The following is a 24,598-nucleotide window of genomic DNA, read 5'->3' on the forward strand; positions in this document are numbered from 1 at the left end:
GGCCCGCCGGTCACTTCCCCGGGAAGACCTCCACGGTCACCTTGTCGATCCTGCCGGTGAACTTGAACGGCAGCTTGTAGGTCCAGTCGACGGGCGAGCCGTTGTCGAGGCCGATGTCCAGCCCCTCGAAGATGGCGAACTGGATCGGCACGGAGTGTTCGATCCGCCCGCCGGCGACCTTCTTGCCGCCGGCCTTGAGCGTGATCTCGCCGCCCTTGCCCATGCCGCCGCCGTCATACTTGAAGTCGACCTCGATCACCGTCTTGCCGGCCGGCAGGGCTTCCTCGGCCGCGAAGGTGGGCCGCGCGAAGCTCAGGTAGTTGTAGACGAACACCGGCTTGCCCTCGCGCAGATACAGGCCATAGCCGCCTTCCGAACCACCCTGGGTGATGATCATGCCGCTGGCCTTGTCGTCGGGCAGATTCACCTCGGCCTTGATCGACCACGACTTGTTGAGCATCGGCAGGCAGGCCGCGCCCGGCAGCGCCGTCATGCCCTCGTAGTAGACGGCCTTGGTCCGCTTGCCGACCGGGTTGGGACGGCCCATGGCCTCGGCGTTCATGCGGATAGTCGCGCGCCAGTCCAGCGGCAGGACGCTGTACTTGGACGCCTCGGCCCACCACAGGTCCTGGAGTTCGCGCAGCTTCTCCGGATTGTCCTTGGCCAGGTCCCTGGCCTGGGAAAAGTCCTCGTCGACCTTGTAGAGCTCCCAGATGGCGTGGTCGGGATTCCAGTTCTCGTCCCGGGCCGGCGCCCAGGGCACGAAGGACGGCGCCGAGGCCATCCAGCCGTCGTGATAGAGGCCGCGGTTGCAGCCCAGCTCGAAGTACTGGGTGTTGCGCTTGCTCGGCGCCTTGGCGTCGTCGGCGGTGAAGGCGAAGCTGATCCCCTCGATCGGCTTCTGCGGCACGCCGTTGAGCTCCACGGGCGCGGTGACGCCGGCCCACTCGTAGAGGGTCGGCACGATGTCGATCACGTGCAGGAACTGGTCGCGCAGTCCGCCCTTGTCCTTGATGCCCTTGGGCCAGCTGATGATCAGCGGATTGCGGGTGCCGCCGAAATGGCTGGCCACCTGCTTGGTCCACTGGAACGGCGTGTTCATCGCGTGGGCCCACGACGACGGGAAGTGGTTGAAGTGCTTGGGTCCGCCCAGTTCGTCGATGGCCTTGAGGTTGTCCTCCCACTTCTCGGGAAAGCCGTTGAAGAACAGGTTCTCGTTCAGCGAGCCCTCCAGCCCGCCCTCGGCGCTCGAGCCGTTGTCGCCGGCGATGTAGAGGATGATGGTGTTGTCGGCGTCGGGCAGCTCCTTCACGGCGTCGATCACCCGGCCCATGGCCTCGTCGACCTGGGCGCCGTAGCCGGCGAAGCACTCCATCATCCGGGCGTAGAGCCGCTTCTGGTCGGCGTTCAGGCCGTCCCAGGCCGGCAGGCCCTTGGAGCGTTCGGTCAGCTGGGTGTCGGGCGGCACGACGCCGAGCTTGATCTGCCGCTCGAGGGTCTTCTCGCGATAAGCGTCCCAGCCGTCGTCGAACTGCCCCTTGAACTTGTCGATCCAGTCCTTCGGCGCCTGGTGCGGCGCATGGGTGGCGCCCGGGGCGACGTAGAGGAAGAAGGGTTTGTCCGGCGCGATGCTCTTGGACCGGCGCACCCACTCGATGGCCTTGTCGGCCAGGTCCTCGGTCAGGTGGTAGTCGGGATCGTCCCAGGCCGGCACGAGGTTGTGGTTCTCGTACAGCACCGGATGCCAGTGGCTCATGTCGCCGGCGTTGAAGCCGTAGAAATAGTCGAAGCCCAGGCCGTTGGCCCAACGCTCGAAGGGACCGATCGGGCTGGTCTCCCAGGTGGGCGTGTTGTGGTTCTTGCCGATCCAGGCGGTCATGTAGCCGTTCTGGCGCAGCACCTCGCCGACCGTGCCGCAGGTCTTGGGCAGCACGCAGCAATAGCCGTCATAGCCCGTGGCCAGCTCAGTGATGCCCGCGAACGAGGTCGAGTGGTGGTTGCGGCCGGTGATCAGGGCCGCCCGCGTCGGGCTGCACAGGGCCGTGGTGTGGAAGCGGTTGTAACGCACCCCCTCCTTGGCCAGCCGGTCCATGGTCGGCGAAGGCACGCCGCCGCCGAAGGTCGAGAACTGGCCGAAGCCGACGTCGTCCAGCAGGATCAGCACGATGTTCGGAGCGCCCTCGGGCGGGGGCGCCGGCTGGGGAAACTGCGCGGGATCGGAGTCCTTGAACGTTCTGCCGACCTGGCCGGTGAAATGGAAATCGGGGCGTGGCAGGTGGTCAGGGGTGGTGGGCGCGGCCATGGCGGGTCCTCGACATCGGAAAAATCGCTGGACCGGACGCTAGGAGGCGAAACCCAAGGGGGACATCGGAGCGATCCCCTCGGCTCGTCGGGAAAATTACGGACCAGGTTTCCCGAGTCGCCTCACGCGCACGAAAAAGGCCGGCGGATCGCTCCGCCGGCCTCTTCGGTGTCGGTAGGGCGCGAGCCTTAGCCGACGATCTCTTCGTCCTTGAAGAACTGGGCGATTTCGATGCCCGCGTTCTCGAGGCTGTCCGAACCGTGGACCGAGTTCTCGCCGATCGACAGGGCGAACAGCTTGCGGATCGTGCCCTCGTCGGCGTTGTCCGGGTTCGTGGCGCCCATCACTTCGCGGTACTTCAGGACGGCGTTGTCGCCTTCCAGCACCTGGACGACCACCGGTTCGGCGGTCATCTGGGCGACGAGTTCGCCGTAGAACGGGCGCTCGGCGTGGACTTCGTAGAACTTCTTGGCTTGAGCGTCGCTCAGCTTCACGCGGCGCTGGGCCACGATGCGCAGGCCGGCTTCCTCGATCACGGCGTTGATCTTGCCGGTCAGGTTGCGACGCGTCGCGTCAGGTTTGATGATCGAGAAGGTGCGTTCGGTCATGATCCGAAAATCTCACAGAGAAAGTTTGTCGATTGGGAGGTTGCGGGCTTATAGCCGGGCGCCTCCTCCCCGCCAACCCGCCGCGTAACCTTAAATCATATGCTCCAGATCAAAGACCTGACGTTCAACGCCTGGGGTCGGAAGTTTTTCGACCGCGCCAGCGTCAGCCTGCCGCCCGGCGCCAAGGTCGGACTGATCGGGCGCAACGGCGTCGGCAAGTCCACGCTGTTCAAGCTGATCCTGGGCCAACTGCACGCCGGCGACGACGAGATCAGCCTGCCCAAGAGCGCGCGGATCGGGTCGGTGGACCAGGAGCACCCGGCCACGCCCTTCACGCTGCTGGAGACCGTGCTGGAGGCCGACGAGGAGCGCCACCGCCTGCTGACCAGCCTGGACACGGCCGATCCCGAGGAAATGGGCGAGATCTGGGCCCGGCTGATCGAGATCGACGCCGACGCCGCGCCCGCCAAGGCCTCTGAAATCCTGGTGGGCCTCGGCTTCACCCAGGAAGACCTGACGCGGCCGATGGCCGAGTTCTCCGGCGGCTGGCGCATGCGCGTGGCCCTGGCCGCGGCGCTGTTCGCCGAGCCGGACATGCTGCTGCTGGACGAACCGACCAACTACCTGGACCTGGAAGGCGCCCTGTGGCTGGAGGCCCGCCTCCAGAAGTACCCGCACACCGCCCTGATCGTCAGCCACGACCGCGAACTGCTCAACAACAGCTGCACCCACATGCTGCACCTGGCCGGCGGCAAGCTGGAGCTCTACACCGGCGGCTACGACGACTTCGAGGAGCGCCGCGCTGAAAAAGCGCGCCTCCAGTTGTCGGCCAAGGCCAAGCAGGACGCCGAGCGCGCCCACCTGCAGGCCTTCGTCGACCGCTTCAAGGCCAAGGCCTCCAAGGCGGCGCAAGCACAGTCCCGCATGAAGCGCCTGGCCAAGATGCAGCCGGTGGCCACCACGATCGAGGAGCGCGTCGCGCCCTTCACCCTGCCCTCGCCGCCCCGCCCGTTGCCGCCGCCGCTCATCCGGCTGGAGCGCGCCAATGTGGGCTACGAGGAAGGCCGCTCGATCCTCAAGAACCTCAACCTGCGCATGGACCTGGACGACCGGATCGGCCTGCTGGGCGTCAACGGCGCGGGCAAGTCGACCTTCGCCAAGATGATCGCCGGCGCGCTGGGCGTGCAGTCGGGCGAGTTCCACCGCGACCGCAAGATGCGGGTCGGCTGGTTCCACCAGCACCAGATCGAGGCGATGGATCCGGACGACACCCCGCTGGAGATCATCCGCCGAGCCATGCCGGACGCTTCGGAGAGCTCGCGCCGTTCGAAATTGGCCCAGTTCGGCCTGGGCTTCGAGAAGCAGGAGACCACGGTCGCCAACCTGTCGGGCGGCGAGCGTGCCCGCCTGCTGCTCAACATGGTGGCGATGGACGCGCCGCACATGCTGATCCTCGACGAGCCGACCAACCACCTGGACATCGACAGCCGCCGCGCCCTGCTGGACGCGCTGAACGACTACGAGGGCGCGGTGATCCTGATCACCCACGACCGCTCGCTGATGGAGCTGGTCGCCGACCGCCTGTGGCTGGCCGCCGACGGCACCGTCAAGCCGTTCGACGGCGACATGGACGAGTACGCCAAGTTCGTGCTGGACCGCGCCAAGCAGGCCGTGAAGCCGACCCAGGTCGACCGCGAGCCCACCAAGGCCGAACCGGCCGCTCCGGCCAGGAAGACCGTCGCCATCGAGCCCCTGAAGCGCAAGATCGAGGCCGCCGAGCAGGTGGTCACCCGCCAGACCCGCCAGATGGCCGAGCTGGACGCCCAGTTGGCCGATCCGCAGCTCTACAAGAACCCGACCAAGGTGGCCGAACTGACCAAGCGCCGCGACAACGCCAAGTCCAAGCTGGACGAGGCCGAGGCGACCTGGATGGCGCTGGCCGAGGAACTGGCGGAGGCCCAGGCCTAGGCTTAAGCTTCCGGGCGTTTCTTGCCCGGAGCCCTCGCCGTGACCGACGTCGTCGACCGAAGCGCCGTCTTCGAGGCCATCTGGGCCGAGAACCTGTGGGGCTCGTCCGAAAGCCGCTCGGGTCCCGGCTCGGAGATCGAGCGGACCGCGCCCTTTCGCGCCGCCCTGGCCGATTTCCTGGTTCGGGTCGGCGCGCGCAGCCTCTACGACGCGCCGTGCGGCGACTACCACTGGATGCGCCGCGTGGCCCTGCCCGAGGGCCTGGCCTATGTCGGCGCCGACATCGTCGCCCCGATGATCGACGCGCTCCAACGCGACCACGGTGGCGAGCATCGCCGGTTCGTCGTCGCCGACATCGTCACCGATCCGCCGCCGGCAGTCGATGTCTGGCTCTGCCGCGAAAGCCTGTTCCACCTGAGCCTGGACGAAGCTCGGCGAGTGATCGCCCACTGGCGGGCCTCGCCGATCACCTACCTGCTGGCGGCCAGCACCCCGACCGTGACTCGCAACGGCGACATCCGGGCGGGCGAGTGGCGGCGCTGAACATGGAGCTGGACGATTTCGACCTGGGCCCGCCCATCGCGCGCATTCCCGACGGCTCGCCGCGCGACGTCCACAAGGTGATCGGGGTCTGGGCGCGGGATTCACGGTAAACGCGTCTAAACCACGTCTCTTAGCCAATATGTGAGATCCAAGGGCCTATTCCTGCTCGCATGAGTTCAGGAACCGCGTCCCGAAATCACATCGTCGCCAACCCGGAAGGCCTGTCGGCCGAGTCGGTGCTGGCGGCTTTCGGCCAATGGCTGGACCAACGCCTGGCCGACGCCATGCGCCTGGACATGGACCTGGCGTTCCGCGACCGCCCGTTCGACATCGAGATCGGCCGCACGCCGCCGCTGGTCGGCTGGGAGCATCGCTATCTGCAGCCCGGCGCCCCGGCCCCGCGCGGCAAGATGTGGACCGTCTATCGCCTGCAGGACCAGACCGGCCGCCCCGCGCCGCTGCTCAAGCACGCGGATGACTACGCCGACACCATGACCCCGCTGCTGGGCGAGCTGGGCTATCTGGGCGTGTTCGACGGCGAGCCGGCGCTGTTCCCGGGTGTTGGAACGCGCTAGCAGCGGACTAGGGCTTCAGCGCCAAGCTCTTCACCTGAACCGCCGCGCCGTTCGAGCGCAACACGATGGTGTTCCGCCCCGCCAGCAGGCGCGCTTTCGACAGCTGAACCGCCGTCCAGGCGGCCCCGGCCGTCGTGACCGCCACGTCGGCCGCCTCGCCGTTCACCGCCGCCGACAGCTTGCCCGCGCCACGCGCCGACACCGTCAGGTCGTAGGCGCCCGCCTTGTCGGCCACGACCGTGTACTTCACCCACTCGCCGTCGCCGAAGTCCTCGACGTAGGGCGTTCCGTCCGCCTCGCGGGCGATGTCGACGCCGTCGTTGCGGTAGGTCCGGCCGTTGTTCCACAGGGTCCGCTGGCCGCCGGTCGAGACGTGGTAGTTGGCCGTGTCCTTGTCGGCATAGGCCTGACCCAAGGCGCCCAGGTCGTAGTCGACGGCGGCGATCGTCGCGCCCTTGGCTCCGATCCGGTGATCCTTGAACGGTCGCGTCGTGTCGTCATGCGGCTGGCGGATCATGGCGTCGACCACGTCCGGATGCTGGAGGTTGTTCTCGAACCGGACGTCCTTGGACGCCAGGGTCATCAGCGCCCCATAGGCCTCGTCGGCGGTCGGCTGCGGGCCCTTCTTGGTCCAGTAGTCGACCAGCTTGGCGTAGGCGGGATTGGGCGTCACCTCGAGCGGCTGGTTGAAGCCGATCTTCTTCAGCGGCCAGAACGCCCAGCCGATCTCGTGCTTCTCGACCAGGGCGATGGCGTCGCGGAACCAGGCGTTGGAGTTCTCGCCGCTCTCGCCCAGCCACAACGGCAGGCCGGTCTCCTCGCGCAACTTCAGAACCGTGGCGATCGAGGCCTCGTCGTTGACGTTCCAGTACTTGTGGAACGACAGGGCCAGGTTGTCGTCCCAGGCCGCCGGCATGCCCTTGTAGTTGTTGCCCCAGCAGTTGCCCTCGAGGATGATCATGTGGCGCTTGTCGATCTCGCGGACCGCCGCCGTCAGTTCTCGGTAGTAGTCCCACAGCGCCGTCTGCTTCTCGTCCTTGCAGCCGTGGTCGCCACCGGGAGCGTCGAAGTCCCAGTTGGGCTCGTTGATCAGGTCGTAGGCCCCGATCGCCGGCTCGTCCTTGTAGCGGGCGGCCAGCTTGCGCCAAAGGGCGACCGTCTTGCGGCGGTTCTCGGGGCTCTGCCACAGCGAGGGCTTGGAAGGGTCGCGGTCGGCGATCGGCAGGTCGTTGCCCTGCCCGCCCGGCGCCGCGTGCAGGTCGAGGATCAGATACATGCCGTTGGCCTTGGTCCAGGCCAGCAGGTCGTCGATGCGCTTGAAGCCGTCCTCCTTCCAGGTTTCTTGGCCCGGGATCGGCTCCTGGTCGGCGGCCAGGGTCAGCAGGCCGTAGTGCATGGGCAGGCGCACGGAGTTGAAGCCCATGGCGGCCATGGCGTCGATGTCGGCCTTGGTGGTGTGGTTGTCGAGCCAGGCCTGGTGGATCGCGGCCTCGCGCTGGGCGCCGACCAGCTTGGCGGTCTCGGCGCGGATCACGTATTCCTGGCCCCGGCCCAGCTCTCCGAGCTTGAGCATGTAGCCTTCCTGCAGCATCCAGCCGCCCAGGCCCATGCCGCGCAGGATCACCGGCCGGCCCGTCTCGTCGACGATCCGCTTGTCCTTCGTCTTCAGCCAGCCGTCGGCCAAGGCCGGCGTGGCGGAGAGCAAGGCGAGCGACGCCGCGGCGGCGAACAAGGCTTTCATCTGGGCAACCTCCCGACGTCGCCTCTGGCGGGCGAACTGGTCAGGCCACTTTAGGTCGCCGATGACAACGTTGTCTAGATTTAGAAGACGATGTCGGTCCGGGCTCCGCGCAGCACCCTGTTCCGCGCCATCGGCCGGATCGGCACGACGCCTTGGCAGGTCGCGCCGGTCGAACTCACCGTGCAGCTGTCGACGACGACGGCCCGGACGGCGAACTGGCTGGTGCTGATCAGGCCCGAGGCCGTCGGGGGCTTCGGCGGTGCGGCAGGCTGCGCGGCGCCCAGGATCAGGGCGGAGATGAGTGTCGGGATCATCGCTCCTCCAGGTCCTCAGAAGATCAGTGTCACGTATACCGTGTCGAAATAGGAGCCGGGCGGAGCGAATTGACGCGGATCGATCGCGCCATACAGGTCCACCTTCTTCGTCCCAAGGCCGCCCCCGACCGCGTCGAGGAATACGGCCGTCGTGCCGGACGAACCGTCCCCGACGATCTGGGTCAAGGCCCGATCGGCGTAGATGTTGTAGGTCAGGACATGCGGGCCCGAGCGCTGGGTGCGGCTGATGAAGCTCTGCGACGAGCCGGTGCTGAGCTCGACCCTGGGCCTGATCCTGCTGTCCTCGCGGCCGCAGTCCACCAGGATGCGGGTGACAGCCTCGGTTGGGCTCGCGCTGAAGACGTCGTACTCGCCGAACACCAGCTCGTAGACCGTCAGGCTGCAGCCGCGACGGCGCGCCTGGGCGTCGCTGGGCGCCGGCAGGGCCAGGGCCATGAGCAGAACCGCGCTCGCCAGGGTCCGGGATGTCAGGAGGTGCATGTGTAGGGTCCCAGCCTGGGGATCGCGCCCAACTCGTCCGGCAGGGTGACGACGACGTCGCAGGTGAATTCGCGCCAGACCACCGTGATCACGTTGCGCCCCACTTCCAAGCCTCGCAAGTAGACCTCGCCGCCATAGCCCAGCGGGAACACCCGGTCGCCGAGATGGACCTCGGCGCCGGCCGGCGGCGTCTTTCCATCCTTGGTCACCAGCGTCACGAGCGCCGAACGCTCCTGGACGACATCGAAGACCACGGGCGCGCCGCCGCCGCGCCGCGGCGCGACGGTCCTGGAGGTGGACTCCAGGGCGGCGTCCAGGGGCAAGGCCGCGGGATCGATCGACAGGCCGTTGCTCTCGTAGGCGCGCAGGTGGTTGACGAACAACCGCCCGCCGGCGTCGGTGCGCCCGACCGACTGGTTCTCGCGGAACACCTCGACGCCCGGGTTCCGGCCCACCTGGACGACGGCGAAGGCCTCGTCGACCCGGTCGGCCACGTACAGCCGTCGGTCGAACAGCACGAACGACTGGGCCGCCTCGACCTGCGCGGCCGAGGTCTTCTCGTCGTTCAGCAGCCTGACCCGGCCGTCGAGGGTCGAACCGTCCCAGCGCAGCTCGGCTGACCGCGCCGGCACCGGCCCTTCCACGTCCCGCAATTGCCAGATCAGGCGGTTGTCCAGCCTGGAGCCGCGCACCTCGGCCTCGTAATACTGCCCTTCCCTGCGCCGCTGGACGCCGCCGGTGACCAGTCCGTTCTCGCCCAGGGGCACCGAGATCGTGAGGCCGACGCCCCATTGGTCCTTCTGGTTCAGAACGTCGTAGGCCGTCGCCGCCAGACGTGCGCGGCGGTTGAACAGGTCGACGCCGTAGCTGGCGGTGGCGACGGGGGTTTTGGAGCCGTCGGCGCGCGTTTCGGACACATAGGCCAGGTTCAGGGTTCCGACGCGCCCCATGTTCAGGCCGACGGAGGCGCTGTCGCGCACGCGGACGTGCGCCTCGTCCTCCAGGTCCGCGACGTCCCGGAACCCGGCGGAGGACTCCTCGTGCCGTCCCGCCAGGCTGAACCTCTGGGTGGTGCGGTCGAAGCCGACGGCCCACAGCGTCCCGTTGCTCCCGTCCGGCCCGTTGCTCGCCGCCACCGCCCCGCCGATCACCAGCAGGTCGCGCACCGCCACCGCGCCGGACAGGCCTCCCATCGCCAGCCCCTTGGCCGCCTCGCCGTGCGCCTCCAGCGTCAGCGCGTCGGTCAGGCCGCGCCGCCAGACGCCCGAGACGAAACGTTCGCCGTACTCGCCGCTTTTCGTTCCGAACTCCTGGCGCACGGCGCCGGCCTCGACGCTGAAGTCGTTGATCCCCCGCCCCAGCAGCCGGGTGGTCATGTAGAACGGCAGGTTCACGGTGCGCTCGCGACCGTCGAGGTCGGTGATGACGATCATGACGGTGTTGGCGCCGGTCAGCACCGGCAGCTGACCCAGCTGGAAGGCGCCGGGCCGCACGTTGTTCGTGTAGCGTTTGACGCCGTTGATGTAGAGATCCAGCACCGAAGGGGTCGTGACCCCATCCAGGAACTCGGGCATCGGCGTCGTGACGATGTCGGGGCGCAGGGTGTAGTTGCGCTGATACTGGACGCCGGCGAAGCGCAGGTTGCGGCTCCAGCTCAGGGCGGCGGTCGTGCTGTCGCCGACCCGCAGGGTGCGCGCCTTGTCCTGGTCGTCGAAGGCGAAATAGGTTTCGTAGCGGACGACGCGGCTGCCCGCTTCGGACAGCCCGGCCGTGCCCGTGGACACCATGGTGAAGCGCCGGGAAAACAGCCGCCCCTCCAGCGTCGTGCTCACGCTTCGGCCATAGCTGCCCGCGTCGGGATCCTCCGCCCATTCGCCGAACAGGTCATAGCTGAGAAGCATCCCGCGCCCCGATTGCGCCTCCACGTGCGCCGGCGCCGGGGAGACGGCCAGGCGGTTGGGGACCAGGATCGCGAACGGGGCGGTGATGGCGATGGTCTGGGCCTGCGGGTCGACCCGCCAGCTCAGGTTCGGGACGCGATCCAGATAGACCCGCCTCGCCTCGCCCTCTCCGCTGACCCAGGCCTCGTCTAGACGAAAGCCCAGGCCTTCGAACTGGTCCGCCGGAAGCGAGAGACGGCCGCCCTCGTCACGGAACCTGGCCACCAGCCGCGAAGGCCAGTCGTTGATCCGCACGTCGAGATAGTAGGTCGCCGGCGCCGCGCGATCGACGGTCGCCTCGGGGATCGCCGGCCCGTCCGGGACCTGAGCTTGTCCGGCGACGGCCCACAGCGCGGCCCAGGGGCAGATCGCCCAGAACCCGGGTCGCCGCCGCGACGTCACGGCGGCGGCTTAGGGCGAGACGTCGGCCTTGATCGGCGTGAACAGGCCTGTCCCGCTGACCGAGACCTTGGACGTCCCGGCCCCCGCGCCGCTTAGCGACCAAGAGTGGCTGGCCCCCGCCAGCACGTAGCCGCTGAGCCCCTGGTCGCCCGCGACCTCGGTCGCGCCGCTGGTCACCTTCAGGCCGACCACGCGCTCGCGGGCGTCGCCCGTGTTGCTGGCCGTCAGCACGCCGCCGGACGGCGCGGCGTTCAACTTCCAGGAAAGCTTGGGGCGCGAAGCCACGGACGGGGTCAGGAACACGGGCAGAAGCACCCGGATCGGCACGATGACGCCGGCCTCGCCCTTGAGCGGCTCCTTCTGGATCTGGTCCAGGATCAGACGAAACGCCTTCTCGGTGGCGATCGTGGTCACGCCCTCGACGACGACGCGCACCGTCTGGGTCTCGCCGGACTTGAGGGTGAAGACCGGCGGACTGACCGCCAGGGTCCTGGACGGCGTGTAGATGTCCTCGCCGTTCGCCTGCGACCAGTCCACGGCGCGCAGTTGCAGCGTGATCGGCGCCGCCTCGGTGTTGCGGACCCTCAGGGTGGTGGTGCGCTCCTTGCCGACCATCTGCAGGGTGATCGGCGACAGCTCGACCGAACCGGCCAACGCCCGCGGCGCGGCGCCCAGGGAGAAGGCCGTCAACCCGGCCGCGACGGCGTGAACCCAGACGGCTTTCATCGCTGTTCTCCTCAGTACGTCACGGTCACGGTCACGGTGTCGAGATAGTTGCCCGACGGAACGACCTGGGCGGCCGCGATCTGGCCGTAGAGTTGATAGGTCACCGCCGTGCCTTGAGGATCGCTCTGGCCGGTGAAGTCGGAGCCCGTGGTCTCGGTCGGCTGGGTGTAGCCGCCGTCCTTGAAGAGGCGGTAGCGCAGGGTGCCGGGACCGCTCATCCAGCGATCGAAGCGACTGCCCGAGCCCCCGGGGCCGATTTCGACCGCGAACGGCGTCAGCGGCGTGCACTGCACGGACAGATTGGTCGAGGCCCGGCTCTGCTGGGACGAATTGTAGACGCCGAAATCCAGGTCATTGGCCACGATCGTGCAGGTCTTCTGGACCTGGGCCCGGACCTGGAAGGTGTCGGTGGCGGTCTGGGCGATCGCCTGTCGCGCCCCCAGCAGCAGGCCCAGCATGCTCAGGATCATCGCCAGGAACGCCGTGAGGATCAGGGATCTCATGATTTGCCCTTTCAGTAGGTGACCGTGACCACGACCACGTCGACATAGGATCCTTCGGGCTCCTGCTGGCCGGCCGGGGCCTCGCCATGCACCAGGACGTGCTGCGGCAGCCCCGTCGTGCGCAGGACCTGCATCTCGGACAGGTTGCGGTCGGCGAACACCTGGGTGCGCGCCTCGTCCTTGTAGAGCTGGTAGTGCAACTGGCCCTTGGCCCGCATGAAGCGGTTCATCGGATCGCCCGACATGCCGCCGTTCAGCCCGATGCGCGCGACGACGCCGGGCGTGCACTGCAGGTCGATCGAGGACGTGGCGCGGGAGGCCCGGTTCGCGGTGTAGACGCCCAGGTCCAGGTCGCCGGCCTGGATCCGGCACTGCGGACGGATCTCGGTGCGGACGCTCAGGATGTCCTGATCGGTCTCGGCCATCGCCGAAGGCGCGCCGGCGAGGGCGAGCAGCAGAACGCACCAACGGTGACCAGATACGCAGCCCATAAGGCCACGCTGCCACTATCGCCGATTGACGCCTATGCGTTGCGTGCCAGTGAAAACTCTACCCGCACTTGATCTGCTGGACGACGCCGGTGTCGGGGTTGAACAGGATGTTCAGCCGGTCGGGGCGGTAGTCCATGGTCACCGGGCAGGTGGTGCAGGCCACCCGCCAGCGCGAGGGATCGACCGGGGCCGGCAGCTCGGTGCGGTTCTTGCCGACGAACGCCTGGGCGTCCTTCAGGCCGCACTGGTCCTTCTCGGATTCGGTGGGCTTGGACGGCAGGGCGATGGCCGGCGGGGCGGTCGGGGTGGCCGGCGGCGGCATCGGTGCGGGTTCGGGCGCGCTGGAGCACGATGCCAAAACCAGGACGACGCCCGCCATCAGAAACCGCTTCATGCCTGCTTCTCCCATCCGCGTTCAGCGCCCTGACGCCAGTAGGACACGGGGTGGCCCGCGCCCTTGAAGGCCTTCCATCGGCCCCGCGCCAGGCGCAGGGCTTCTTCGTCGCGACCGTCGAACAGCAGGATGCAGCGTTCGAACGCCGAAAGATCGCCCGGCTCGGCCCCGTCGAGCAGGAACAACGCCTGACCGCCGTTCGGGTTGTCCAGCTTGTCGGTCAGCAGCACCGGCTGGCGGTCGGCCATCGGCTCGTCGTCAAGGCCGTGCGGCAGGAAGCTGTCTTCCCGCCAGGTCCACAGATGGGCGTCCAGGGCGCGCAGCCGGGCGGGATCGCCGCCGCGCACCAGGGCCCGCCAGCCGCGCCCCAGGGTCTTCTCCAGCAGCCCGGGCAGCACCTCTTCCAAGGGGCTGCGCTCGAGGTGGTAGAACCAGATGTCGCAGAGCGCGGCGGTCAAGATCAGCCTTCGTAGGCGTCCGCCACGAGGCGGTTCAACAGGCGCACGCCGAAGCCGACGGCGCCGTCCGGGACGGTCGGATCGGTCGAGGGCTTGCGCCAGGCCACCGAGGCGATGTCCAGGTGGGCCCACGGCACGCCGTTGACGAACTTCTGCAGGAACAGGGCGGCGGTGATCGAGCCGGCCGGACGGCCGCCGATGTTCTTCATGTCGGCGATCGGGCTTTCGATCTGCTTTTCGTAGGCGGCCGGCATCGGCATCCGCCACAGCGGCTCGCGCTCGGCCTTGCCGGCGGCCAGAAGTTTTTCCGACAAGCCGTCGTTATTGCTGAACAAACCGCCCAGGTCGTGACCCAGCGAGATGATGATCGCGCCGGTCAGGGTGGCCAGGTCGACCATGAACTTGGGCTTGAAGCGGTCCTGGCAGTACCAGAGGGCGTCGGCCAGCACGAGGCGGCCCTCGGCGTCGGTGTTGATGACCTCGATCGTCTGGCCCGACATCGAGGTGACCACGTCGCCGGGACGCTGGGCGTTGCCGTCGGGCATGTTCTCGACCAGGCCCAGGATGCCGATGGCGTTGACCTTGGCCTTGCGGCCGGCCAGGGCGTGCATCACGCCGGACACGGCGGCCGCCCCGCCCATGTCCCACTTCATGTCTTCCATGCCGTCGGCGGGTTTGATCGAGATGCCGCCGGTGTCGAAGGTGACGCCCTTGCCGACGAAAGCCACGGGCTGGGCCGACTTGTCGGACGCGCCGGTCCACTTGATCACCACCAACTGGCTCTCGCGCCGGCTGCCCTGGCCCACGCCCAGCAGGCTGCCCATGCCCAGCTTGGCCATCTCGGCCTCGCCCAGGATCTCGACCTCGAGACCCAGCGTCTCCAGACCCTTCACGCGGGCGGCGAACTCTTCTGGGTGCAAGATGTTGGCCGGCTCGGCGACCAGGTCGCGGCTGAACAGGATCGCGTCGGCGACCGGCTCGAGCGCGGCGAAGGCCTTCCGCGCCTTGGCCGGATCGGCGGCGGCCACCTTGACCACGCTGACCGACGGCTTCTTCTCGGCCTTCTCGGTGGTGCGGTACTTGTCGAAGCGATAGGCCGCCAGCTTGACGCCGAACGCCGCGCGGGCCGCCGACTCGGCGTCGCCGCCGCCCAGCTTCAGCACCAGTTCGGTGACGCCCGAGGCCTTCAGCGCCTGGAAGGCGTGGCCGGCGGCGATTTCGACGGTCTCGGGTTCGAACGCGCCGTCGCCGTCGACGCCGACCAGCAGCACGCGGGCGGCTTCCAGGCCGGCGGGGGCGATCAGGTCCAGGGTCTGGCCMTTGGCGCCGGTGAAGCGGCCGCCGGCGACGGCGCGCGCCAGGGCGCCGCCGGTCGCGTCGTTGACGGCCTTGGCTTCGGGCGACAGGGCGGCGGCTTCATAGGCCAGAACCGCCAGCGCGGCGTTGGCGCCGGCCTGGGTGTCGGCGGTGACGAACTCGATACGCATGACGCGCTCCTGAAAACCGATGGAGCCCTAGCAGGACCTTCAGCCCGTTGGATTGACGCAAACCCGAACCGAAGAAAAGCACCAATCGTCGGGGTCGTCGGGGCGGCGGTCGTCGAATGCGGATGAACGCCGCTTTCTCGCCTGACTTGAGCGGTTGTGCGCACGCGAACACGCCGTGTAGAAGAGACCCTTCCCTGGGGGCGCGCCGCGCGACTCCGCCTCTTCTCCCTTCCCAGTCGGTCCCCTGCCCCAACGTCGATGCGCCTGATCGAACGCTACCTTTTCCGCCAGTTCCTGGGCCCGACGCTACTGGCGACGCTGGCCCTGGTGGCGCTTGCCCTGCTGGCGCGGAGCCTGTCGGAGTTCGATGTGCTCATCGAACAGCGCCAGAGCGCGACGGTGTTCCTGAAGATCATCGCCCTGGCGCTGCCCCAACTGCTCAGCATGATTCTGCCGATCGCCCTGTTCGTGGCCACCCTGGTGGCCCTGAACCGGCTGCATACCGAGCAGGAGATCGTGGTCTGTTTCGCGGGCGGCATGAGCCGCTGGCGGGTGATCTCGCCGGCCATGCGGCTGGCGGTGTTCGCGACCCTGGTGTCACTGGTCATGAGCCTGTGGGCCGCGCCGTGGAGCTCGCGGGCGATTCGCGAGACCTTCTTCGACATCAAGTCCGACCTGGCCTCGACCCTGGTGCGTCCGGGCGAGTTCACCGAGCCGGGCCCCGGCCTGACCGTCTACGCCCAGACGATCGACCGTGATCAGATCATCCACAACCTTTTTATCCACCAGGAAAAGGCCAACGGCGGCGCCATCACCTACACCGCCCGCGAAGGCGTCATCGCCGAACGCAAGGGCCTGCCGGTGCTGATCCTGCGCAAGGGCTCCAACCAGGAGTTCTCCAGCTCGGGCGTGCTGCAGTACCTGTCGTGGGACGAATACACCTTCGATCTGAGCTCGCTGTTCCAGAGCGACGAGCTTCTGCACTACAAGATCGGCGACCGCTATCCGCACGAGCTGTTCTTCCCCGACCTGACCCAGGAGTGGGAGCAGCAGAACCGCGAGAAGCTGCTGGCCGAAGGCCACTGGCGCCTGGCCAGCCCGCTCTACAACCTGGCCATGATGTCGATGGCCGTGGCGGCGGTGATCGGCGGATCGTTCAGCCGGATGGGCTATGGCAAGCGGATCGCCATCGTCGGCGCGGTCGCGGCGATGATCCAGATCCTCGGCTTCGGCGTGAAGGCCGCCTGCGACAACGACGTCTGGCTCAACCCGCTGCAATATATCGTGCCGCTGGCGGCGATCTGGTGGGGCCTGAGCCAGATCTTCCGCCAGAAGGTCCAGCGCTACATCGCGATCGACGGACACGACGGCCTCGAGCCTCTCCAGCCCCTGGGGGCGCGATGATCGGCGTCGGCATGATCGAGCGCTATGTGCTGCGGAAGACCCTGGGCGGTCTGGCGGCCGCCCTGGCCGTCGTCAGCGTGCTGGTCATGCTGATCGCCTTCGTCGACATCTCCAAGAACGTCGGCACCCGGGCCGAGGTCGGCTTCGCCGAGCTGCTGTTCCTGACCGTGCTGCAGGCGCCGGCCACCATCCTGGTGCTGACGCCCTTCATCTTCCTGTTCGGGACCCTGGGCGCGTTCGTCGGCCTGAACCGCCGCAGCGAGCTGATCGCCATGCGGGCGGCGGGCGTTTCGGCCTGGCGCTTCATCATGCCCGCGGCCGTCGCCGCCTTCGTGATGGGCCTGGTGACCCTGACCCTGCTCAACCCGCTGACCTCGGCGATGAGCGCCCAGTTCGAAACCTCGCGCAACGCGCTGATGGAAAGCTACCTGAAGTCCGCGCCCAAGGGGCTGTGGCTGCGCCAGGGCGACGAGAAGACCCAGGTGGTCATCCGCGCCCAGGCCCGCGACCAGATCGACGGCGCGGTCCGCCTGCGCGGCGTGTCGCTGTTCGTCTACGCCGTGCAGCCAAACGGCGCCCTGCAGTTCTCGCAGCGCATCGAGGCCGACGAGGCCCGGCTGGAGCCCGGCTTCTGGCGCCTGTCCGGGGTGCGCGTGGCCATGCCCGGCGCCGGGGCGATCCGGTCCGAGACCCAGACGATGCCCTCGAACCTGGACGATCGGACGGCCTCGGAGCGGTTCAACAACCCCCAGGCCATCGCCGTCTGGCTGCTGCCCGAGACCATCAAGCGCACCGAAGCCGCGGGCTTCTCGTCGATCCCCTTCCGGCTGCGGTTGCAGCAGGTGCTGGCCACGCCGCTGCTGTTCGCGGCGATGTCGGTGCTGGCGGCCGCCTTCTCGCTGCGGCTGATGCGGCTGGGCGGATTGGCGGGACTGGCCGGCGCCGGCGTGACGCTGGGTTTTGGTTTCTTCTTCTTTAACGAGCTGTGTGGCGCACTGGGCAAGGCCGACGTGCTGACGCCGGCCATGGCCGCGTGGACCCCGCCTATCGTGGCGCTTTTGGCGGGACTGACGCTGCTTTGCTATACCGAGGATGGTTGAGTCTGTGTCGGGATCGAGGTCGTTGATGATGGAGCTTCGCTGGGGGGCGAGAGAAAAGGGCCGAGCGGTCCTGCTGGCCGGAGCGGCCTGGCTCGCCCTGGCCGGCTCGGCCCAGGCGCAGCAGCCGCTCGCCACGATCCCGGCCGCGCCCGCGCCGGCGCCGGCCGTGGACGACGGCCTGGGCGACACCGGCTACTATCTCGAATCCGACCTCCTGATCCGCGACGACGCCAATCAGAAGATGATCGCCCGCGGCGACGTCGAGGCCCGCTACCAGGGCCGCACCCTGCGCGCCGACGAGGTGATCTACGACACCAAGACCGAGGTGGTCACCGCCCACGGCCATGTGACGCTGATCAACGCCGACGGCACCGCCCAGTTCGCCGACGACATGACCATGGACAAGGACCTGAAGGCCGGCTTCGCCCGCGGCTTCTCGGCCCGTCTGGACAAGAACATCAAGATCGCCGCCGACAGCGCCGTGCGCCGCAACGAGAAGATCACCGAACTGAACAAGGCGATCTACACCCCCTGCGAGGTGTGCGCCGAAAAGCCCAAGCCGACCTGGAGCATCCAGGCCGACAAGGTGGTGCAGGACAAGAACAAGCACCTGGTCTACTACCACGGCGCGACGATCCGCATGTTCGGCGCGCCCCTGATGTACCTGCCGGTCTTCTGGCATCCCGATCCGCAGACCGAGCGCCGCTCGGGCTTCCTGGTGCCCAAGATCGGCGTCTCCAAGAAGCGCGGCTTTGTCTACCAACAGCCCTATCTGTTCGTGATTTCGCCGTCTCAGGATTTGGTCGTAACCCCTCAATTCAACACGAAAGTTAACCCGTTCCTGAATGCGCAGTACCGCAAGCGGTTCTACTCGGGTTACGTCGAGGCGCGGGTCGGCGGCACCTACGACAAGGACTTCGACAACCACGGCGACCGGTTCGGCGAGGCCACGGCCAAGAGCTACATCCTGGCCAAGGGCCTGTTCGACATCGACGAGAAGTGGAAGTGGGGCTTCACCGCCGAGCGGGCCTCGCAGGCGCTGATCTTCGACGACTACGACATCGGCGACGTCTACGCGCAGCGCGGCCAGTACTCGGCCGACGACCATCGCCTGATGTCGCAGATCTACGCGACCCGTCAGTCGGATCGGTCCTATTTCTCCGCCTCGATGGTCTCGGTGCAGGGCCTGCGCGTCGTGCAGGTCGATCCCGGTACGGGCCTGGCCAACCAGTTCGAGAACAGCGGCGCCTTCCCGCTGATCGGGCCGTTGGTCGAGGGGCGCTGGGAGCCGGAATCGCACATCCTGGGCGGCCGTCTTCGCATTAACGGCTCCGGCGTGGTGCTGACCCGCTCGGAGTCCCAGTTCGGCGAGCCGCCCTACTCCTACCCTGGCTACAAGGGCGAGGCGGGCGTGGATTCGATGCGCGGCACGATCGAGGGCGACTGGCGCGCCAGCATGATCCTGGGTCCGGGCCTGCGCGTGGAGCCGTTCGCTCAGGCGCGCGGCGACGCCTATCGCGTCGACGACGTGTTCCTGCCGCCGAGCGCCCTGGCCGCCGGCGACACCAAGACCGGCATCAACTATTCGCGCGGGCTGGGCGTGGCCGGGGTCGATCTGAGCCTGCCGATGTTCAAGCCGCTCAAGGGCGGCGGCAGCATTGTGCTGGAACCTCTAGTCCAATTCGCGACCGGTTCGGACAGTTCGCAGGTGCCGATCATCGTCGCCCGCGACGCGGCCGGGAATCCGGTCTACTTCAACGAAGACAGCACCAACTTCGAACTCGACGAAACCAACCTGTTCGACGTCAACAAGTCGCCCGGCTTCGACCTCTACGAAGGCGGCACGCGCATGAACGTCGGCGGCCGGGCCACGGTGAAGCTCGCCGACGGTCGGGGCGGCAGCGTGCTGCTGGGCCGGAGCCTGCGCACCAAGGTCGATCCGTTGATGCCGACCCGCGCCGGGCTCGATCAGAAGGCCTCGGACTGGATCGTGGCGGCGACGCTCACGCCGATCCGCGGGGTCAACGCCTTCACGCGCGCCCGCTTCGACGACGACACCAGCAAGCTCAACCGCCTGGAAGCGGGCGTCGACGCCTCGGTCGCCCGCGGCTTCGCGTCCCTGCGCTACCTGAAGGACAACAGGGACACCTCGGGCCTGCGTCAGGAGAACCTGGACTTCCTGGGCGACTACAAGGTCAGCGAACACTGGGGGGTGACGGCCCTGGGACGCCTGTCCTATCAGGACGCCCGCGCCTTCGGCCTCCCGGCCGAGCGGAGCGAATGGTCCTGGACCCGCCGTGACCTGGGCGTCTATTACAAGGACGACTGCATCCGCGTGGATGTGATCTATCAGAACGAGGACCGCTACACCCAGACGGCCGACGCCGGCCTGAGGTTGAGGGCCGATCAATCCGTGGTGCTGCGCCTAACGCTCGCCACATTGGGCGACACACTGTACACCGATTAGAATGTCATCGCGTCGGGGGACGCGCGGTTAAGCGCGCGCCTTCCTTTGGACGCGTCTAGAGGAACGACAATACCGATGCGGTCTGCGCGTAGCGTGACAACCCTGGCGGCCAGCGCCGCCTCCATCCTCGCCTTGACCGTGGCGAGCCTCGGTTTGCCGGCCCAAGCTCAGGAAGCCACCCCGGCCCCGGCCGTGGAAGCCCCGGCCGCGCCGGCGGCTCGCAATCCCCTGTCTGAAAGCGTCGCGGCGGTCGTCAACGACGACATCATCTCCAGCTACGACCTGATGCAGCGCATGCGCCTGCTGATGGTGACGTCGGGCATGCAGCCGACCCAGGAGAACCTGCCCCAGCTGGAGCAGGAAGCCCTGCGCTCGCTGATCGACGAGCACGTCCAGATGCAGGAACTGCGTCGGGTCGAGAAATCTCAGAAGATCACGATCATCTCCACCGACAAGGAGATCGAGGAGCAGATCCAGGACATCGCCAAGGGCAACAACATGACGCCCGAGCAACTGACCCAGTCGCTGCAGGCGCAAGGCGTCGGGATCGACACCTGGAAGGCGCAGATCCGCGCCGACAGCAGCTGGCAAGCCTGGATCAGCGGCCGCTACGGTTCGCGCCTGCGGATCGGCGACGACCAGATCAAGGCCTTCGAGCGCCGCCAGGCCGAAGCCTCCGCCAAGCCGCAATATCAGGTCAGCGAAGTGTTCATCGACGCCGGGCGCGTCGGCGGCATGGAAGTGGCCGAAAACGGCGCCAAGCAACTGGTCACCCAGATGCAGCAGGGCGCGCCCTTCCCGGCCGTGGCCCGCCAGTTCTCGGCCTCGCCGACCGCGGCCAACGGCGGCGACGCCGGCTGGATCAGCCCCGGCGAAATGCCGCCCGAGGTCGACGCGGCGCTCGAGCAGTTGCGCCCCGGCCAGCTGTCGGCTCCGATCACCGTGCGCGACGGCGTCTACATCATCTATCTGCGCGAGAAGCGTTCGGGCGCGAAGACCGCCCTGGTCGACCTCAAGCAGGTCGCCGTGGCCCTGCCCCGCGACGCCGCCCAGCCGCAGGTCGACGCCGCCAACAAGCTGCTGGTCGACCTGAAGCCCAAGATCACCAGCTGCGAGACGCTCGAAGCCACCGCCGGCAAGATCGATGGCGTGGTGGCCGGCGACCTGGGCGAGGCCGAGATCACCGATCTGGCCCCGGCCTTCCAGGAAGCCGCCAACACCCTCAAGGTCGGTCAGATCTCCGATCCGATCCGCACCGACGCCGGCCTGCATTTGATCGCCGTCTGCGGCAAGCGCCAGTCGGGCGCCCAGGCCCCGACCCACGATCAGATCGAAAATCGCCTGCGCGGCCAACAGCTTGCGCTGATCTCCAAACGTTATCTGCGAGACCTGCGCAACTCGGCGACCATCGAAACCCGGTGAAGACCGCGGCCCTCGCCCTGAGCGCAGGCGATCCGGCCGGCATCGGGCCGGAAATCATCGCCAAGGCCTGGTCGGTCCTGCGCGCCGAAGGGCCGACGTTCATGGTGGTGGGCGACGCCCAACTGCTGGCCTCGGCCGGCGGCGGGGTGAAGGTCCGCCCCGTCACCGGACCGGTCGAGGCGATCAAGGTGTTCGGCGAGGCCCTGCCGGTCCTCGACATCCCGCTGCAGTCCCCCGTGGTGGCCGGTCAGCCGTCCAGCGCCCACGCCGCCCAGGTGATCCGCTGGATCGAGACCGGGGCGGGCCTGGCCCTGTCGGGCGCCGTGGCCGGCCTGGTCACCGCCCCGATCGCCAAGGCCCCGCTCTACGACGCCGGTTTCGCCTTTCCGGGCCATACCGAGTTCCTGGCCGAACTGACCCATGTGGGCGAGCGCCAGCCACCGCACGGCCCGATCATGATGCTGGCGGCCCGCGACCTGCGCGCCACCCTGGTGACCATCCACACCCCGCTTTCAGCGGTCCCCTCGGCCTTGTCCATCGAGGCGATCGTCAACGCCGGCTTGGTGACCGTCGAGGCCCTGCGCAAGGACTTCGGCATCGCCGTGCCGCGCCTGGCGGTGGCGGCCCTGAATCCGCACGCGGGCGAAGGCGGGGCCCTGGGCGGCGAGGAGGCGGCGATCATCGAGCCCGCCGTCCGCGCGCTTCGCGAGCGGGGCGTCGAGGTCAAAGGCCCCGCCCCCGCCGACAGCCTGTTCCACGCCGAGGCCCGCGCCACCTACGACGCGGTGCTTTGCATGTATCACGACCAGGCCCTGATCCCGGTCAAGATGCTCGACTTCTGGGCCGGGGTGAACATCACCCTGGGCCTGCCGATCGTGCGCACCTCGCCCGACCATGGTACGGGTTTCGACATCGCCGGCCGGGGCCTGGCCCGGGCCGACAGCCTGATCGCCGCGATCCGGCTGGCGGCCGAGATCGCCGACCGCCGCGCCATTGCCTGAAGTCTCGAGACGTCCATGAGCCTCGCCGACCTGCCGCCGCTCCGCGAGGTTCTCGCCGAGCATGACCTGCTGGCCAACAAGAGCTTCGGCCAGCACTTCCTGCTGGACCTGAACATCACCCGCAAGATCGCCCGGCTGTCCGAGGTGGGCGAAGGCGACGTGGTGATCGAGGTCGGCCCCGGCCCCGGCGGCCTGACCCGGGCCCTGCTGGAGACCGGCGCGCGGGTCGTGGCCGTCGAGATGGACAAGCGCTTCATCCCGCTGCTGGAAGAGCTGGCCGTCGCCGCCGAGGGCCGTCTGGAGATCGTCCAGGGCGACGCCCTGAAGGTCGACATGGCCGCCATCGCCGGCGGTCCGGCCCACATGGTCTCCAACCTGCCCTACAACGTCGGCACGCCGCTGCTGATCAACTGGCTGACCGGTCCGTTCCGGCCGCTGTCGATGACCCTGATGTTCCAGAAGGAGGTCGCCGACCGGATCGCCGCGGATGTCGACGACGACGCCTACGGGCGCCTGGCCGTGGTCTCCCAGACCGTCTGCAGCGCCAAGGTGGTCATGGACCTGCCGGCCCGCGCCTTCACGCCGCCGCCCAAGGTGGCCTCGGCCGTGGTGCGCCTGGTCCCGCTGGAGCCGGCTCCCGACAAGGCGATGGTCGCGGCCCTGGAGAAGGTCACCGCCGCCGCCTTCGGCCAACGCCGCAAGATGCTGCGCTCCAGCCTCAAGGGTCTGGGCGGCGCGGCGCTGTGCGAAAGGGCCGGGATCAATCCCGATGCTCGCGCCGAGACGATCGACGTGGCGGGCTTTCAGGATCTGGCGCGAGCGGTGATGGCGGGCGGCTGAAAATCGTCACCGCGCCATGATCCTGGATAGGCTCACGCCCACTCCTGTGTCGCAACATTGCGGGATCTGCTGACTGTACCGTGCCGTGTGCCCGACCTGCGCGAACCGGCGAAACCTGCACCTTTCCACGAGACCTGCACAATGGCTATTGACCTGCAACACCTGCGGTGAGAGGTATATTCCTGCAGGACCGTGGTCGGCCTGCTATTCGCCGGCCGGCCTGCAACAAGGAAGCTCTCCGATGAACGACTTGCTTTCCAGCGACTTGGACAAGGTTCTAGAAATCCACCGCAAGGTGGTTTTGGAGGGGTTCGTCAGTGAAGCAAAAGTCGATCCCAAATGCTACGCAGTGTCCAACTTGCGCGGCGGAGTCGGGAAGACGTCTATAACGTTCAATTTGGCTTATGAAATGTCTAGAAGGCAGGCTGTCCTATTGGCGGATGTCTGCCCTCAAGCGAATTTGACCGAAGTCATTATGAAGGGCGAGAAGCCGAAAGTTACTATTTATAATGCACTTCAGCCGAGAGTTCTGGGGCCAGCCTTTGGCGATGAGGCTAAGGATATTGCATTCAGGGTAAGTCAGTTTGCGCCAAGCTTTGCTGGTGGAAAAGGCTGTTATTTTATTGCCGGAGATGCTGAACTCTACGAATTTCCATCGTACCTCTATCAACAACTTGGCGTTGCAAACACGAGAAGCAATACATCCATCGTGAAGACGCTCCTCTGGTCCCTGAGAGACATTCTTCGTCAAGAAGCAAAGGAGCTAAAGTGCGACTCTATACTTATAGACACTAGTCCATTCTATTCTGGCGGCACACATTTGGCTTGGTGCGCTGCTGATGCGCTAATCGTACCCGTTCGGGTTGATGAACACTCAGTCGAATCATTAGGACTTTTGCTCGACCTGCTTAGCGACCAGACGCGGGACTTTGCCCAATGGAATACGCGCGGCGGAGGTCTCACTACACCTAAGGTCGCTGCTATCGTCATGACAATGGCCGGAGCAAAGAGCCAAAAGGAAGCTACCCCCGACGCTGCATCTCGCATGTTCATTGAGCGAGCGTTGCGGATCGCCAGCAAGCACCCAAACCTGTTCTATTCCGACCCCACCGACGCATTTGTCATTACCGATGACTTTATGTCGGCGGGTAGGATCAGCGGTGCCAAGAGCATTCCGATCTCAGAACTGAAGGTCGGAGGCTTCCACACCGTCTCGGAGCGCAGGTTGCAGGTCAACCAATCAGCTGAGCGCTATCAGCGCGAACTCGCATACCTAACGAGCATTCTATAACGCCCGGATCTCGCCTGTTGTGCGGGCGGCAATCCCCGTGTCCAGCAGATCGCAGGGCCTTCTCAAGCCGCCTGCCGCTCTCTCGGATGACAGCGAGCGGCGCACATACGCGCGCGAAAA

The 24,598-nt window shown here is 67.4% G+C and carries 23 protein-coding genes; 11 read left to right on the plus strand and 12 right to left on the minus strand.

Annotation, left to right across the window (positions count from 1 at the left end; translation table 11 throughout):
- Positions 1–10 precede the first annotated feature (10 nt).
- Positions 11–2,302: an arylsulfatase gene (locus tag AC1DMQ_RS07515; protein ID WP_477032930.1), complete on the minus strand. Its 2,292-nt coding sequence runs from the start codon at positions 2,300–2,302 to the stop codon at positions 11–13.
- Positions 2,303–2,490: 188 nt separating this feature from the next.
- A complete protein-coding gene (gene ndk / locus AC1DMQ_RS07520; protein ID WP_165187376.1) occupies positions 2,491–2,910 on the minus strand; it encodes a nucleoside-diphosphate kinase in 420 nt (139 codons plus the stop codon).
- 99 nt (positions 2,911–3,009) lie between these two features.
- On the opposite strand from ndk, the gene AC1DMQ_RS07525 reads away from it, so the two are divergent.
- The 4 genes from AC1DMQ_RS07525 to AC1DMQ_RS07540 are packed head-to-tail and all read left to right on the plus strand — an operon-like array spanning position 3,010 to position 5,996.
- A complete protein-coding gene (locus AC1DMQ_RS07525) occupies positions 3,010–4,878 on the plus strand; it encodes an ABC-F family ATP-binding cassette domain-containing protein (protein WP_477032931.1) in 1,869 nt (622 codons plus the stop codon).
- Positions 4,879–4,917: 39 nt separating this feature from the next.
- On the plus strand, positions 4,918–5,421 hold the full coding sequence (locus AC1DMQ_RS07530; RefSeq protein ID WP_477032932.1) for a class I SAM-dependent methyltransferase: 504 nt from the start codon (positions 4,918–4,920) through the stop codon (positions 5,419–5,421).
- The gene (locus tag AC1DMQ_RS07535) at positions 5,409–5,531 is read left to right on the plus strand and encodes a hypothetical protein (RefSeq protein ID WP_477032933.1); all 123 of its coding nucleotides are present in this window, start codon (positions 5,409–5,411) and stop codon (positions 5,529–5,531) included. The genes AC1DMQ_RS07530 and AC1DMQ_RS07535 overlap by 13 nt, the downstream gene beginning before the upstream one ends.
- Positions 5,532–5,591: 60 nt before the next feature.
- Complete coding sequence (locus tag AC1DMQ_RS07540) at positions 5,592–5,996, plus strand: hypothetical protein (RefSeq protein WP_477032934.1); 405 nt, start codon at positions 5,592–5,594, stop codon at positions 5,994–5,996.
- A 7-nt stretch (positions 5,997–6,003) separates the two neighbouring features.
- Here AC1DMQ_RS07540 and AC1DMQ_RS07545 read toward each other — a convergent pair whose 3' ends face one another.
- The 10 genes from AC1DMQ_RS07545 to AC1DMQ_RS07590 all read right to left on the minus strand — a co-directional run bounded on the left by AC1DMQ_RS07545 (position 6,004) and on the right by AC1DMQ_RS07590 (position 14,953).
- Complete coding sequence (locus tag AC1DMQ_RS07545; protein WP_477032935.1) at positions 6,004–7,737, minus strand: cellulase family glycosylhydrolase; 1,734 nt, start codon at positions 7,735–7,737, stop codon at positions 6,004–6,006.
- Between the two features lie 80 nt (positions 7,738–7,817).
- On the minus strand, positions 7,818–8,051 hold the full coding sequence (locus AC1DMQ_RS07550; protein WP_477032936.1) for a hypothetical protein: 234 nt from the start codon (positions 8,049–8,051) through the stop codon (positions 7,818–7,820).
- Between the two features lie 15 nt (positions 8,052–8,066).
- Positions 8,067–8,552 carry a spore coat protein U domain-containing protein gene (locus AC1DMQ_RS07555; protein WP_477032937.1) on the minus strand — a complete coding sequence of 162 codons (486 nt, stop codon included), beginning with the start codon at positions 8,550–8,552 and terminating at the stop codon, positions 8,067–8,069.
- Positions 8,540–10,894, minus strand: a complete 2,355-nt coding sequence (locus tag AC1DMQ_RS07560) for a fimbria/pilus outer membrane usher protein (RefSeq protein WP_477032938.1) — start codon at positions 10,892–10,894, stop codon at positions 8,540–8,542. Before AC1DMQ_RS07560 ends, AC1DMQ_RS07555 begins: the two co-directional genes overlap by 13 nt.
- A 9-nt stretch (positions 10,895–10,903) precedes the next feature.
- Positions 10,904–11,620 (minus strand): fimbrial biogenesis chaperone, encoded by a 717-nt coding sequence (locus AC1DMQ_RS07565; RefSeq protein ID WP_477032939.1) that lies wholly within the window; start codon positions 11,618–11,620, stop codon positions 10,904–10,906.
- 11 nt (positions 11,621–11,631) lie between these two features.
- Positions 11,632–12,123 carry a Csu type fimbrial protein gene (locus tag AC1DMQ_RS07570; protein ID WP_477032940.1) on the minus strand — a complete coding sequence of 164 codons (492 nt, stop codon included), beginning with the start codon at positions 12,121–12,123 and terminating at the stop codon, positions 11,632–11,634.
- A gap of 11 nt (positions 12,124–12,134) precedes the next feature.
- A complete protein-coding gene (locus tag AC1DMQ_RS07575; RefSeq protein ID WP_477032941.1) occupies positions 12,135–12,548 on the minus strand; it encodes a spore coat protein U domain-containing protein in 414 nt (137 codons plus the stop codon).
- A gap of 124 nt (positions 12,549–12,672) precedes the next feature.
- Positions 12,673–13,008: a peptidase inhibitor I78 gene (locus AC1DMQ_RS07580; protein ID WP_477032942.1), complete on the minus strand. Its 336-nt coding sequence runs from the start codon at positions 13,006–13,008 to the stop codon at positions 12,673–12,675.
- Positions 13,005–13,466 carry a DNA polymerase III subunit chi gene (locus AC1DMQ_RS07585; protein WP_477032943.1) on the minus strand — a complete coding sequence of 154 codons (462 nt, stop codon included), beginning with the start codon at positions 13,464–13,466 and terminating at the stop codon, positions 13,005–13,007. The genes AC1DMQ_RS07580 and AC1DMQ_RS07585 overlap by 4 nt, the downstream gene beginning before the upstream one ends.
- Positions 13,467–13,468: 2 nt before the next feature.
- Complete coding sequence (locus AC1DMQ_RS07590) at positions 13,469–14,953, minus strand: leucyl aminopeptidase (protein ID WP_477032944.1); 1,485 nt, start codon at positions 14,951–14,953, stop codon at positions 13,469–13,471.
- A gap of 258 nt (positions 14,954–15,211) precedes the next feature.
- Here AC1DMQ_RS07590 and lptF point away from each other — a divergent pair, with 258 nt between their 5' ends.
- The 7 genes from lptF (at position 15,212) to AC1DMQ_RS07625 (ending at position 24,478) form a co-directional block, all read left to right on the plus strand.
- On the plus strand, positions 15,212–16,357 hold the full coding sequence (gene lptF, locus AC1DMQ_RS07595; RefSeq protein WP_477032945.1) for an LPS export ABC transporter permease LptF: 1,146 nt from the start codon (positions 15,212–15,214) through the stop codon (positions 16,355–16,357).
- On the plus strand, positions 16,354–17,457 hold the full coding sequence (locus tag AC1DMQ_RS07600) for an LptF/LptG family permease (protein ID WP_477032946.1): 1,104 nt from the start codon (positions 16,354–16,356) through the stop codon (positions 17,455–17,457). Before lptF ends, AC1DMQ_RS07600 begins: the two co-directional genes overlap by 4 nt.
- 25 nt (positions 17,458–17,482) lie before the next feature.
- Positions 17,483–19,924, plus strand: a complete 2,442-nt coding sequence (locus tag AC1DMQ_RS07605; RefSeq protein WP_477032947.1) for an LPS-assembly protein LptD — start codon at positions 17,483–17,485, stop codon at positions 19,922–19,924.
- A gap of 75 nt (positions 19,925–19,999) precedes the next feature.
- Entirely contained in the window at positions 20,000–21,346 is a 1,347-nt protein-coding gene (locus AC1DMQ_RS07610; RefSeq protein WP_477032948.1) for a peptidylprolyl isomerase, read from the plus strand.
- Positions 21,343–22,347: a 4-hydroxythreonine-4-phosphate dehydrogenase PdxA gene (gene pdxA, locus AC1DMQ_RS07615; RefSeq protein ID WP_477032949.1), complete on the plus strand. Its 1,005-nt coding sequence runs from the start codon at positions 21,343–21,345 to the stop codon at positions 22,345–22,347. Before AC1DMQ_RS07610 ends, pdxA begins: the two co-directional genes overlap by 4 nt.
- Before the next feature lie 15 nt (positions 22,348–22,362).
- On the plus strand, positions 22,363–23,187 hold the full coding sequence (gene rsmA / locus AC1DMQ_RS07620) for a 16S rRNA (adenine(1518)-N(6)/adenine(1519)-N(6))-dimethyltransferase RsmA (RefSeq protein WP_477032950.1): 825 nt from the start codon (positions 22,363–22,365) through the stop codon (positions 23,185–23,187).
- A gap of 241 nt (positions 23,188–23,428) precedes the next feature.
- On the plus strand, positions 23,429–24,478 hold the full coding sequence (locus AC1DMQ_RS07625; RefSeq protein WP_477032951.1) for a ParA family protein: 1,050 nt from the start codon (positions 23,429–23,431) through the stop codon (positions 24,476–24,478).
- Positions 24,479–24,598 lie beyond the last annotated feature (120 nt).

This window comes from Caulobacter sp. 05L422 (assembly GCF_056397765.1).

Coding starts and splice junctions, on each gene's coding strand:
- AC1DMQ_RS07600 (WP_477032946.1), top strand. CDS start 16,354: ATGATCGGCGTCGGCATGATCGAGCGCTATGTGCTGCGGAAGACCCTG.
- AC1DMQ_RS07565 (WP_477032939.1), bottom strand. CDS start 11,620: ATGAAAGCCGTCTGGGTTCACGCCGTCGCGGCCGGGTTGACGGCCTTC.
- AC1DMQ_RS07575 (WP_477032941.1), bottom strand. CDS start 12,548: ATGGCCGAGACCGATCAGGACATCCTGAGCGTCCGCACCGAGATCCGT.
- AC1DMQ_RS07540 (WP_477032934.1), top strand. CDS start 5,592: ATGAGTTCAGGAACCGCGTCCCGAAATCACATCGTCGCCAACCCGGAA.
- AC1DMQ_RS07610 (WP_477032948.1), top strand. CDS start 20,000: ATGCGGTCTGCGCGTAGCGTGACAACCCTGGCGGCCAGCGCCGCCTCC.
- AC1DMQ_RS07605 (WP_477032947.1), top strand. CDS start 17,483: ATGATGGAGCTTCGCTGGGGGGCGAGAGAAAAGGGCCGAGCGGTCCTG.
- lptF (WP_477032945.1), top strand. CDS start 15,212: ATGCGCCTGATCGAACGCTACCTTTTCCGCCAGTTCCTGGGCCCGACG.
- AC1DMQ_RS07525 (WP_477032931.1), top strand. CDS start 3,010: ATGCTCCAGATCAAAGACCTGACGTTCAACGCCTGGGGTCGGAAGTTT.
- AC1DMQ_RS07550 (WP_477032936.1), bottom strand. CDS start 8,051: ATGATCCCGACACTCATCTCCGCCCTGATCCTGGGCGCCGCGCAGCCT.
- AC1DMQ_RS07625 (WP_477032951.1), top strand. CDS start 23,429: ATGAACGACTTGCTTTCCAGCGACTTGGACAAGGTTCTAGAAATCCAC.
- AC1DMQ_RS07515 (WP_477032930.1), bottom strand. CDS start 2,302: ATGGCCGCGCCCACCACCCCTGACCACCTGCCACGCCCCGATTTCCAT.
- rsmA (WP_477032950.1), top strand. CDS start 22,363: ATGAGCCTCGCCGACCTGCCGCCGCTCCGCGAGGTTCTCGCCGAGCAT.
- AC1DMQ_RS07580 (WP_477032942.1), bottom strand. CDS start 13,008: ATGAAGCGGTTTCTGATGGCGGGCGTCGTCCTGGTTTTGGCATCGTGC.
- AC1DMQ_RS07570 (WP_477032940.1), bottom strand. CDS start 12,123: ATGAGATCCCTGATCCTCACGGCGTTCCTGGCGATGATCCTGAGCATG.
- AC1DMQ_RS07545 (WP_477032935.1), bottom strand. CDS start 7,737: ATGAAAGCCTTGTTCGCCGCCGCGGCGTCGCTCGCCTTGCTCTCCGCC.
- AC1DMQ_RS07555 (WP_477032937.1), bottom strand. CDS start 8,552: ATGCACCTCCTGACATCCCGGACCCTGGCGAGCGCGGTTCTGCTCATG.
- ndk (WP_165187376.1), bottom strand. CDS start 2,910: ATGACCGAACGCACCTTCTCGATCATCAAACCTGACGCGACGCGTCGC.